We start from the raw sequence: 11930 nt of genomic DNA on the forward strand, positions 1-11930 counted from the left end.
GCATGACCGAAATCACACGCCATTTCGTGGAGGTGGCGGGTCGGATGGTGCATTATCGTCGCTGCGGCGCTGGCCCGGCGGTGCTGATGGTACATCAAAGCCCGCGAAGCTCCGCCGAATATGAAGGATTGATGCGCGAATGGGGCAAGACCCATTGCTGCATCGCCCCGGACACCGCCGGCTTTGGCCATTCCGACCCGCTTCCCGATGCCGATGCCGACATCGACGATTTCTCCGACGCGCTGATCGGCTTTTGCGATGCCATCGGCCTGCATCGAACGGCGGCCTATGGCTTTCATTCGGGCGGAATCATCCTTGCCAACACGCTACGCCGCCATGCGCAACGCTTTACGGCAGTCGCGATCGGCGGCTACGCACTATGGACCGAGGATGAGGCAAAGGCCTTCTCGCAGAAATATCTTCCTCCGTTCCGGCCCAGCGACTTTGGCGAACATCTGACCTGGCTGTGGAACCGCATTCTCGAACAGACATGGTTCTTCCCCTGGTACCAGACCGAACCGGGCGCGGCGCTCAGCGTCGCGCATGACGATCCGGTGCGCGTCGATGCAGTGGTCCGCGAGATGCTCGATTCGGGCGACGCCTATCGCACCGGCTATGGCGCCGTGCTGCGCGCACCCCGCCTCGGCGATCCCGACCATGGCTATGAAACCCCGCTTCTGGTCACTGCCTATGACGGCGATCCGCTTCAGGATCATATCGACCGCCTGACCCGGCTTCCCGCCAGCTGGACCGCGCGCAAGGTCGCCACCCCTGCCGAGCATCAGCAACAGAGCATCGCATGGCTCGACCGGCACCCCGCGCCCGTCCCACCCCCCGTCCGTCCGATGCCCGATCGCGGATTTGTCCGCGTTGACACTGCGGACTTCGACGGGCTGATCCATTGGCAGAGCGACGCTGGCGGCCCGTTCGATTGCGCGCACATCGCCGCGCCGGGCATGGCAGTGGAACTGACCGGCGGCGCGCTCCGCATCGACCCGCCCGGCCACGGCCTGTCGGACGACTGGAACGGCCTGCGCCCCGGCGATTTCGCCGCCTGGCGCAAGGTTCTGGAAGCTGCCGCCGGAAAGCTGGGCGCGCGGCACATCGCATGGCCCCGCCCCGCCATCGGCGAAAGCGAACGCCTGTTTCCCGATCTGACCCCGGACCGGTTCGGCCATTATCTGCAAACCGGCTGGCAGGTTGTGCGGGCACAGGTGATGTTCGAGCCCTGGTATGCCGCCAGCACCGGACATGCGCGCCAATTCGCGCCTGAGGAATTATCCCCCAAGCGCCTCGCCATCGCACAGCGCGCGCTGTTGCGTGCGCGCGCGGCGCGCAGCTGGCACGACGCGCTCTATGCGCGGCCGGCCGGCGATGCGCCCATCACTCCAATTGATATGCCCGCGTCCGCGGCGCCAGAGGACCGACAATGATAGCATCGCTGCCGCTAGCCAATCTCCGGATCGTCGAGTTCACGCATATGGTCATGGGGCCATCGGCGGGAGCGATTCTCGCTTCGCTGGGCGCGCAGGTCACGCGTATCGAGCCGCCCGGCGGCGATCCGACACGGCGCCTCCTGGGATCCGGCGCAGGCTATTTCCCGATGTATAACCGGCACAAGGATTCGGTCGTCCTCGACCTCAAATCCGACGACGGCAAAAATCAGGCGCTCGCGCTCACGCAGCAGGCCGATATCGTCATCGAGAATTTTCGCCCGGGCGCGCTCGACCGGCTCGGCCTTGGCTATGACGCGCTCTCAAAGGACAATCCCGGGCTGATCTATTGCTCGCTCAAGGGATTTTTGCCCGGTCCCTATGAAAATCGTACCGCGCTGGATGAAGTGGCGCAGATGATGGGCGGCCTGGCCTATATGACCGGTCCGCCGGGCAGGCCGCTGCGCGCCGGTTCTTCCGTCATCGATGTGACGGGCGGCATGTTTGGCGTGATCGCCATTCTCGCCGCGGTGGAGGAGCGCCACCGCACCGGCTACGGTCAGATGGTGCAGGCCTCGCTGTTCGAAACGACTGCCTATCTTGTCGGTCAGCATATGGCGCAGTTCGCCGCGACGGGCAGTCCCGCCGCGCCCATGCCCGCTCGGCTGTCGGCCTGGGCGATCTATGACGTGTTCGAAACGCGCGATGATCCGGTTTTCCTGGGCGTGGTCAGCGACGGGCTGTGGGAGAAGTTCTGTGCGCTGTTCGGGCTCGAGGAGCTTTGGGCCGACGAACGTTTGCGGCGCAACAACGCGCGCGTGATGGCGCGCGAGGAACTGCTGCCGCGTATCCGCGAGGTCGTGGGGAAATTCACTCGGGACGAGCTGGTGACCAAGCTGGAGGGCAGCGGCATCCCCTTTGCTCCGATCACGCGTCCCGAAGACCTGTTCGACGATCCGCAAATGCAGGCAGGCGCACTTGAAGACGTGACGCTGACCAACGGCGAACAAACGAAACTGCCCGGACTTCCGATCATGATGGGCGGTCGCCGGATGGTGCGCCCTGCCACGCTTGCCAGCCAACCCGACGCGTAACCGGAAAGGCGGCCGGTTCGCCGGCCGCCTCCCCTGTCAGTCGGTCGGCATGGGTTTCCCCGGATAGCGTGGCCCCTGGCTGGACGCGGGAAGCGGCGGAACGGACACGCCATCTTCGCGCGCGTCCAGAAAGCGTTCGATCAGCTGGGCCGCACAAGCGGCGTCGAAATCAAGAAAACCATGCCCCCATCCCGGCACGTCGGCCACCACCACATGCGGCCAGCGGCCCTGCGCCCGCGCGGTCGGACCTTCGAGGTCGTCGCCGGTCTTCAACACCAGCACCGGCCCGCGGCAGGCAGCAAGCGCTTCCTCGAAATTCTCGGCAAAGGCCGCACGATGGCCCCACCATCCGTCCATGCCGCCCATCAGCGCCTCGCGAAACGCTTCGTACAGCGCTTCGCTCGTTACACCGGGCCTACGGTGATGATGCACGAAGGAACGCCAGCGCGCCTGCAGGAACGCGCCATCGAAATCCGGCACAGGCGGGTGATAGAGCGCGGCAAGCTCGCCACGCTCCTCCTGCGTCAGGATCGGCGCGCCGATCATGGCAATGCGCCGCGCCCGATCCGGCAAGGTTGCGCCGACGCGCGCCGCGATCATCGATCCGGTATGAAAGCCGAACATGTCAAATCGATCGGGCGCCAATGCGATATCGAGCGCTTCCACCAGATCGGCGGCGTAATCGGCAATGGCGGGCGGCGCGGCTGGCCGGTCCGACATGCCGAATCCAGGCGTATCGAATGCCAGCGCCGTGCGGTCGTCGCTGATGCTCGCCAGGAATCGTTCGAACACCGCCCCCGACATCGGACTTTGGTGAATGCACAGAAGCGGCGGCTTTGGCCCGCTTCCCCGCGCGATCCGTCCATGGACCTGTCGCCCGCCTTCAAGCGTGACGTAGAATTTCTCGATCCGCCGCATGCGGGCTACTCCCAGCCGAAAATGTCCGGACAAATGAGCATGGCCAGCACTAGGACACAAGGGCTTTTCCCCCGCGTGTCGCACCCCTTTTCCGCAGGAGCGCGATCAGCCGCGATCGGCTTCCATATGCATCGAATAAACGAAGCGTTCGCCGGGATGATAGCTGAGCGATATTTCGAAAAGCCGGTCGTCCTGATCGAAATAACATCGCAGGATCTGGAGCGCCGGACTGCGCCGCGCCACGCCGAGCCCGCGCGCCATGGTGACGGTTGCGCCCACTGCGCTGATGTCCTGTGTGAAGCGTGCGACGCGTAATCCCGTATTTGCCTCGATCTGCGCAAACAGAGTCCCTCCGCCGTCGAGATCGAGATCGGCCGCAGTATCGCCAAGGTCGTGGTGGACGAAGGCATCGGTCAGCGCGATCGGCTGCTCGTCGCCGTTGCGTTTACGCACCCCGCGAAAACGCCACCACGCGCCGGGATCGATACCCAGCTGCCGCGCAACGCGCGTGGGCAATGGCCCTTCGCCTCGCGCAGCATAAGCGATGGAGGTGTCGCGCGCATATTGCTGGATTTCGCGAAGGTCCGAAAGCGGCTGGTTGAGGCTGGCGCCGCGACTGACAGAACTTTTGACCACGGTGCCCGATCCGCGCCGTCGGCCGATCAGATCCTCGTTCTGCAGCCTGCGCAACGCCTCCCGCACGGTATAGCGGCTTACAGAATACATCTTGCACAATTCAGCTTCGGTAGGAAATGCGGTACCCGGCTTGAATTGTCCGGACGTTATCTTGCCGCGAACATCGTCCGCCAATTCGAGATAACGCGGTTTTCTTTTAATCATCGCCCCGATTCCAGACAAACTCTACCGCAGAAAATGCGAGCAGGACCGTTTTTCGGCCTCGCGGTCCCTCAACTATAAATCGCGCAACTTGGCAACCGATAGCAGCATGCAGCCGCGTATTTCCAATTCGCGCCGCGCTGCGATCGGGCGTTGCGGAACGGCCGCGCCAGCCTGCGCGTGCCAACCGCACGCGCTCCCGGTACGCAAGGGTTCAGCGAGGGTATAGTCGATCGAGACCGAACTGCCGACGGTGCGCCGGTCCTTCAGCACCGCATCCTAGGGCTAGGTCGTGAATTCGAGGAATTTCGCTTTGCCGCCGGCCCGTGTCGCCTTTGCCGCGCATACCGAATGGCAGGACCAGAGCCCCCCCCGCCTCTGGTCCTGCCATGGTCGATACGCGATGCGATGACGACGGCAAGCGTCGTTCCGTTGCGCCGAAACGGAATTGCCTATTTCGCGTAGGGGCAGATACGCGCAGTGGCATTCCCCCAACAGGCTTCGCGTGTCGAAGGCCGGTTGACGACACCATAATCCTGCATGCCTTCAACCGGATCCATTCCGTGCAACCGGGCAACGGTCCGTGTGTCCGCCGCCAGATAGAAGCTTTCGACATCGCCGATCAGCGGATAGCCATTGGGATGTTCGACCGAGAAACTGGCGCCGCCTTCGGCCGTGAACTTGCACGCCCCGCGATAGTCGCCGGCCGGAATTTTGATGACGCAATTGGCATTGGCGCCGCCGGCGATTTCATCCGCCGTCCATGCCGCGAACCGCCCGGGACCAGCCGGCCTGGGCGCAGCCTTGCTCGCTGCGGCCGGAGTGGCCACAGCAGCCGGCGCAGCGATCGGAGCGGTCGGAGCGGCTACCGGCTCTGCGGCGACAGAACCGCTCGCAGCGGTCGTCGGATAGGCAGCGGCATTTGCCACGGGCTGGCTGTCATCGGCGTTTCCAGCGCCGCCGCCGCACCCTGCCAGGGCCAGTGCGGCGCCCGTCGCGAACAGTATCGAGTGGATGTGTTTCATCATGTTCCCCTTCGTTTCGCCGCCAGCTCTCTCGTCGCCGCGATCAATCATCGGCGAGGAACCAGTCGGCGATCTCCTCGCCGGAATCGCAGCTCGCAACGCTCAGGCTCCACGGAAACGGAGCGCTCGGATCGAGCATCAGCGGGAGCGTCGCACAGCGATTGTCACTGGACCGGATCGGCGCGGCACGCGTCGCGCTGGCTGAAATCGTCCACTTCGTTCCGCCCGAGCCGCAGCGGCCCAGGATCATGACCGGCGGCTTCATCATGCCCGGGCTTTCGACGTCGAGACAGAGCTCGGGATGCCTGTCGATCCCGATCTCTCCGTTCGATTTGCGCACGAAGATCAGATCATCGGGCACGCGGCAATTATCGAGCACAATTTCGCTGCCCACGCGAAGTCCGTTGGCGGCACGCAGGCAGCTCGAAGAGGCACCAGGCAGATCGGGATAGAGCTTCTTGCCCGCCGGCATCGCGGCGCTGGCGCGCGCCTGTTCCTGCGGCGACAAAGCGGTGGCGCAGATCCGCGCGCGGGCATTCGTCCAGCATCCGCCACGGCGGGTTACCGAACCCAGCGGATCGGAAACATGCGAGGCAGCGGGCTCCGCATTCCAATAGGCGCTGCCCGAACCATTGCCCGCGACATCCACCTGGACGGCATAGCCGTCCTTGGTTATCTGAAAGCTGCCGTCACCGCGCATCGGCGTGAACAGGCAAGTGTCCTTGATATAGGTCCTGCCGTCGACGACCAGTTCGCAATTCACCGGTCGCTCGCCCGATTGCGGTCGCGCGCCCGATTGCGCCGTCTGAACGGCGGCTTTCGCCGGAGCATCTACAGCAACCGCATTGCCCTGAGCCGGGGCCGAGCCGGTTTCGACCGGGACGCCGACCGTCGCCAGATTCGGTGCAGCCGCATCCTCCGCCACCGACCCGCAGCCAGCCAGCAGCGCGCCGGGCAGCAACATGCATAGTTTTACAGAGCTTTTCATCGATCCGATTTCCTTGCCGGTCGCAATCCCGCCTCGGCGGAACCCGTTCAGGACGCGTATTTGTGCGTGCAGTTTTCCATTTCGACGAACACATCGGTCATGTCCTGGCCGTAAAGCGGCCAGTCACGCCGGATCATATTCTGCTGAACGCCGATGGTTTCATTGGCGCGGAAGAGATTGTCGATCATCGTGCTGTCGAGCTGAATCGACGGACGATTGGAGCGATTCGACATGCGCATCACGCGGTATCCGCGATCGAAATACAGCATGGTGAGCGACGGGTCCGTGACGCCGCCGGTCGTCGAGGGCCAGCTGAGATAATAATTTCCGTTGGGGAAATAAGCGAAACGCAGCACGCCGCTCGATCCGCGAAGGTCGGCCGCGCAACGCGAGAACCGTCCGCTCTGATAGATCGGGCGGATCGTCCATGCCCCCACCTGCGACCGATATTCGAAATTCCGGCCATGGGATTGCTGCGCGCTCGCCGGCGGGGCGACGGTCAGACACAATCCAGCGCCCAGCAAGGCGCAGGCGAGTGTTGAGAGACGGTTGATCACGGATGGTTCCTCCCCAGCAAGAAGCGCGACTGCCCCGCCATCGGATGCGGTGGCGAACGGCAGCGGCGCGATCGTGCAGAGGCTATGGGGCGCGGTGCGGCGCGGGAACTGGACGATCGGCGCGGCAACCCTGTTCATCTGTACAGGATTCTGCACCGCCCCTGCCGATGCCGCGTCCTTGCCAGCGCGTAACCGCTCGTCGTAGATCACCTAGGGAATTTGGCGCCAACGCTTGCCGCCTCATTCGCTTCGGGGGGAGCGAAGTTGCACGATGGATTCTGATGCCGCGCCACTTGCGCCTGCCGAATCCATGGCGCTCGACCGGATATTCCTGTGGGATCCCCATGCCATAGGCTTTCTGGCGCAACTCATCCTGGGGACGTTGTTCGCAGCCTATGTCGGATACCGGCTGTTCCGGGAATATCGGCTGCGAAAGGCGACGCCGGCGATGATTCTGCTGCTGGCGACCATGCTGGCGCAAGGTCCGTCGCTCGTCTTTTCGTTTCTGAAGGCGGTTCTGGTCGGCGAATACCAGATTTATTTTCTGCCCTGGATCAGCCCCTTTCAATCGCTTGCGGCGTTCACCTTCATTCAGTTCGCCTATCGATTCCCGACCGAACTTGGTTCGCGGACCGAACGGCGGCTGGCAGGGGCCGTCACTGCCGCAATTGCCGTCTATGAAACCGGATTTGCCGTCTCGCGCTGGCTTTCCTCGCTGAACGAAGAGATTGTCTATCGGCCGGCGCAGCTCGATCTCTTGCTGCTGGGATCGTTGCTCTGGCTATGCGCGCTCTTCTGGCGTCAGATGCGCGCCGCGCGCGGAACCCGGCATGCGCCCGCCGCACGCGGGTTCGTGGTCGTCGGCGCGATCGTGCTGATTCAGGTCATCACGCTGACGTTCCGCGCCTATGGCTTCTTCGATGTCGCATTTTCGGATTCGCTGACCGAACTCGTCAATTGCTGGCTGTTCATGGCCCAGGTGGCGGCGACCGCGCTGGTCTATTTCGGATATATGCCCGAGCGCAGCTCGTTCCTGGCAAAGCTGTCCGGGATGACCATCACGCTGCTGATGGTGGTGATCGTGGGAATAAGCTGGCTGCTGCTCCCTGTGTTCGAACAGACCTATCGCGAACCGAACATGGTCACGACGGGGCAGACCTATCGTTTCGATCCGACAAGCGATGGCGGATATGCGATGCGCCAAGTGGCTTTTCGCCCCGAGCGCGATGTCGGCACGCCGATCCATTATGAATCGGATAGCGAATGGCTGCCGTTCCAGTTTCCCTTCTTCGGAAAACGTTATGACCGCGCGTTCGTCCATTTCAACGGGATGTTGAGTTTCGATTCACTGGCGACATGGCGCGACGTGCGGCACCGGCCGGACAATCAGCCGATCATCTATGCGCTGAGTATTTTCATGGGAGACTCCTCCCCACAGCAATTCGCTCCCGGTGCCGCGATATTGATCAAGCGACACGCCAATCGCACCGTCGTCACCTGGAACCGGATGAATGGCGGTACCAATATCGAAGGGCGGTTCACGGTCCAGGCCGTGCTCCACCGCAATGGCGCCATCGAAATCAGCTATGTCGAATTGCCGAAGAACTTCATCCGCACCGAATATGGCATCGACGCCCCTTGGATGATCGGCATCGCGCCCGGCAACGACGCCGGCGGTGTCGCACGCATTGCAATCGGCGAACTACCGCTGGCGGTACCGCGTGGCGTCGGCATCATCGACGATTTTCAGCGTCGTTTCCTGACCGCCGAAGACCGGCTGTTCGGGCCGCTCGCCGTGGCGCTTATCCTCTCGATCCTGTTCATCCTGCTGGCGTTGCCGCTATTCCTGCGAGTCAATATGCTCGCGCCGCTCAAAGACTTGCTGCGCGGCGTCGAGCGCTTTCGCGAAGGCCAGCTGGAGACAGAGGTTCCCGTCCGCTTTCCCGATGAGATCGGGTCGCTGTCGGCGTCGTTCAATGCGATGGCGCGCGCGCAACGCAATCTGGTCGAAACGCTGGAACAGCGTGTCGCCGAACGGACCGAACAGGCGGTGCAGCTCGCCGCACGCAACGCCCAGCTGGAAGAGCGCGACCGTTTGTCCCGCGACCTGCACGACACCGTCAGCCAGACCCTGTTTTCGTCGGCGCTGCTCGCCGACACGCTGCAACAACGCTCGAATGAAGACCCCATGCCCGACCGCGAAACGCTGGACCAGCTGGGCAATCTCAATCGACATGCGCTTGCAGAGGTGCGCGCGATGCTGAACGAATTGCGCGGATCGGACTCGCGCGACGACCAGTCCTTCGTGCCGATGCTCGCCGAGTTGCTGGCGCGCTTCGCCGATGCGCATCCCGAACTGGCACTGGTCAGCGAACTGGACGGAAATGCACAATTGCCAACCGAAGTACAGATGCAGTTCCTGCGGGTGGCACAGGAGGCGCTCAACAATATCGTCAGACATGCGGTCGCCACCCATGTGCGAATCTTCGCACAGGCCGTGGAAGGGCATGCGTTCCTGGAAATTTGCGATGATGGATGTGGCTTTGATACGATGACCAGACACAAGGGCTTCGGCCTTGCGATCCAACGGGAGCGTGCGGCGGCGATCGGCGCCTCAATCGAAATCGCATCGGCCCGCAATTCGGGGACGACCGTAACGATGGCCTGGACGGCGGCAACCCATGACTGACCGGATACGCCTGCTGGTGGTCGACGATCACATGCTTGTCCGCAGCGGCGTCATCAACGCGCTCGGCGCAAGTCCGGACATCGAAATCGTCGGGGAGGCCGATAATGGCGAAGAGGGGCTGTATCTGTGCAGCAAGGCCAATCCCGATGTCGTGCTGATGGACGTACATATGGCCGGGATGGGCGGATGCGCGGTCGCAAAGGCGATCAGCGAACATTATCCCCAAGTCGCCGTGATCGCGCTGACCGTCGCGAACGATCAGGCCACGATGCGCGAGATGGTTGCCGCCGGCGCCAAGGGCTTCCTCCCCAAATCCGTCACCAAAGACGAATTGATCGCCGCCATCCGCCGCGTCCATGCGGGAGAAGCCGTGATCGATGCCCTGCCGGATATGACGGCCGAAGAACCCAGCCGCGAAACGCATGCCACGGCGGCGCCGACCAACAGACTGGCGACGCAACAGCGGCGCGTTCTGGCGCTGATGACCAAAGGCTTCACCAATTCCGAAATCGCCGAATATCTGAGTATTTCGGTGCCGACGGCGCGCTATCATGTCAGCGCAGTGCTGGCGAAACTGGGCGCGAGCAATCGCGCGGAAGCCGTCGCCACGGCAGTGCGCGAATCGCTGATCTCGCAATCGGATTTCTGAAGGCGGCGACCGGGCCGACAGCAACCGGCCCTGTATGGACGTACAGGAAAAGCGGAACGTCCGGCTAGTTTCGCTTTCGCCACCTTTTTCTACTCTCGGATCGGACGGTGCAGCCCGCATCGTCACTATCGTTCGGCAACTGCCGCACGATGCCAATCCGCGGAGTGGCTCTGCCGATGCGTAAACCAAACAGCGATGACCGACACAAGCCGGGCGCCACCGCCGCGATCGGCGTGACAGGGATCGGAGTGGCTCTGTTCAGCCTCGCGCTTGGTGCCTGCAGCGACCCGTCCTCCAACGCCGGTTTCCAGAACAGCGCTGCGGAGCAGGACCAGACCGCCTCGCGCACCGCAGCGGCTGCGCAACCCTGCGCCGACAACGGCCGGCGCCTGCCGATAACCGGTATCTGCGCCGATGCCGCGGTCAGATACCTCAATAGCGCCGGCGGATCGGCAGACGCGCCCGATGGCTGCGCATGGGTGGTTCAGGAAAGCGCTTTCGCCGATGACGCCCTGCTCTACCGCGCGCTGCAATGCCGGTCCAAGCTGACTCGCCTGACATTTTCGCCGGCGGCGCATCTTGCCGAGCTTTCCTATCAGTCGGCGGCCTGGCGCGACCCGGAGGACATGCTTGCGGGGCAGGTGCTGGTTCGCATCGCGCCGATGACCGCCAGCGGCGCCGACGACGCGATCCTCGAAATCGCGCGCCCGGCAATGACCGACCCGGCCGATCGCGCTTTATGCCGCGTCCGGAAAGCGGGAATCGACGTCTGGCCCGACGATGCGCTGGTGGTCGATGTTCCTCCCGATCAGGCCGCGGCGATGCCCGACGACATGCCGCGATCGAGCTGCGGCCCCTTCGGATATAGTGGCGACGAGGCGTCCTTCTGGCGCGTTTTCCAGGGCTATCTCTGGTTCTTCCAGCTCGGACAGGATTTCGCCCAGGTCGATCCCGGCTCCTTCACGCTGATGCGACGAGCCGATGACGGGCGCTGGCAACGCACCGAATAGCCATTGCGGCACGATGCGGCCCGAACGCCGCGAACAATCTCTCAGGAAAGGAAGATCGATGAAGAAATTCGCTATTTTCGCCGCGTTCGGCGCGATGGTCAGCGCCATGCCGGCAGCGGCGCAGATGCATACGCAGGACACGCTCTATCAGCGGGTTGCCGCATGGAACGTCTATTCGGTGCGCAACAACGGCCAATTCTGGCAATGCTCGGCCGAAGCGACCAACACGAACAACCGGATGCGCCTGATCAAGTTCGCATCGGGCAACTCGCTCGTGATCGCTACGCCCTCCTCCCGGCGCGGGCCCTTTACCGGCGGCGTGAATTTCAACAGCCAGGGCGACGGGGTTGAATATTTGACCACCAATGGCTGGGCATTCTTTTCCATGCCGGAGAGTACATTCCGCTCGCACATGCAACAGGGCGTCCGGCTCGGGCTCGATGTGGGTGGCGGCTATTCCTATTACATGCTGTCGGGCTGGCATCAGGCGTTGGGCGCGCTGAACAGCTGCGTCGCGAACCGCGGACGGACAAGCCGCGCGCTGCCGGCCGTCGCCGTACGCTGCGCTTCGGAGAACCAGCTTTGCCAGTTCACCGGCTGGGCTACGGTGCAATATGGCGCCACGAGCGGCACCGTCAGCAGACGGATGCGCGGCCCCGTGATGTGCAGCAACCGGTCGATGGGCAGCGACCCGGCACCCAATGTCCCGAAATATTGCACGATCCGATGA

The 11930-nt window shown here is 63.4% G+C and carries 11 protein-coding genes; 6 read left to right on the forward strand and 5 right to left on the reverse strand.

From position 1 onward, the window contains the following. The first annotated feature begins 2 nt into the window (after positions 1-2). Together DKB74_RS06435 and DKB74_RS06440 are read left to right on the forward strand one after the other, a co-directional pair. On the forward strand, positions 3-1433 hold the full coding sequence (locus tag DKB74_RS06435) for an alpha/beta hydrolase (RefSeq protein WP_109807322.1): 1431 nt from the start codon (positions 3-5) through the stop codon (positions 1431-1433). After that, entirely contained in the window at positions 1430-2527 is a 1098-nt protein-coding gene (locus tag DKB74_RS06440; protein WP_109807323.1) for a CaiB/BaiF CoA transferase family protein, read from the forward strand. The genes DKB74_RS06435 and DKB74_RS06440 overlap by 4 nt, the downstream gene beginning before the upstream one ends. A 36-nt stretch (positions 2528-2563) precedes the next feature. On the opposite strand, the gene DKB74_RS06445 is transcribed toward DKB74_RS06440, so the two are convergent. The 5 genes from DKB74_RS06445 to DKB74_RS06470 all read right to left on the reverse strand — a co-directional run bounded on the left by DKB74_RS06445 (position 2564) and on the right by DKB74_RS06470 (position 6852). Beyond that, entirely contained in the window at positions 2564-3445 is an 882-nt protein-coding gene (locus tag DKB74_RS06445) for an alpha/beta fold hydrolase (RefSeq protein ID WP_109807324.1), read from the reverse strand. 105 nt (positions 3446-3550) lie between these two features. After that, positions 3551-4285, reverse strand: a complete 735-nt coding sequence (locus DKB74_RS06450; RefSeq protein ID WP_109807325.1) for a GntR family transcriptional regulator — start codon at positions 4283-4285, stop codon at positions 3551-3553. A 449-nt stretch (positions 4286-4734) separates the two neighbouring features. Beyond that, positions 4735-5307 (reverse strand): hypothetical protein, encoded by a 573-nt coding sequence (locus tag DKB74_RS18930; RefSeq protein WP_193504395.1) that lies wholly within the window; start codon positions 5305-5307, stop codon positions 4735-4737. Positions 5308-5350: 43 nt separating this feature from the next. Continuing rightward, on the reverse strand, positions 5351-6295 hold the full coding sequence (locus tag DKB74_RS06465; RefSeq protein WP_145960914.1) for a hypothetical protein: 945 nt from the start codon (positions 6293-6295) through the stop codon (positions 5351-5353). A 47-nt stretch (positions 6296-6342) separates the two neighbouring features. Continuing rightward, complete coding sequence (locus tag DKB74_RS06470) at positions 6343-6852, reverse strand: hypothetical protein (RefSeq protein ID WP_145960915.1); 510 nt, start codon at positions 6850-6852, stop codon at positions 6343-6345. Between the two features lie 271 nt (positions 6853-7123). Between DKB74_RS06470 and DKB74_RS06475 the strand changes: the two genes are divergently transcribed. From DKB74_RS06475 to DKB74_RS06490, 4 genes are all read left to right on the forward strand, one after another. Continuing rightward, positions 7124-9541, forward strand: a complete 2418-nt coding sequence (locus DKB74_RS06475; protein WP_109807330.1) for a HAMP domain-containing sensor histidine kinase — start codon at positions 7124-7126, stop codon at positions 9539-9541. Further along, positions 9534-10190 (forward strand): response regulator, encoded by a 657-nt coding sequence (locus DKB74_RS06480; RefSeq protein ID WP_109807331.1) that lies wholly within the window; start codon positions 9534-9536, stop codon positions 10188-10190. The genes DKB74_RS06475 and DKB74_RS06480 overlap by 8 nt, the downstream gene beginning before the upstream one ends. A 176-nt stretch (positions 10191-10366) precedes the next feature. Then, a complete protein-coding gene (locus tag DKB74_RS06485) occupies positions 10367-11200 on the forward strand; it encodes a hypothetical protein (RefSeq protein WP_109807332.1) in 834 nt (277 codons plus the stop codon). 58 nt (positions 11201-11258) lie between these two features. Next, positions 11259-11930, forward strand: a complete 672-nt coding sequence (locus DKB74_RS06490; RefSeq protein ID WP_109807333.1) for a hypothetical protein — start codon at positions 11259-11261, stop codon at positions 11928-11930.

The organism is Stakelama portus, from assembly GCF_003171655.1.
Taxonomy (GTDB): domain Bacteria; phylum Pseudomonadota; class Alphaproteobacteria; order Sphingomonadales; family Sphingomonadaceae; genus Sphingomonas; species Sphingomonas portus.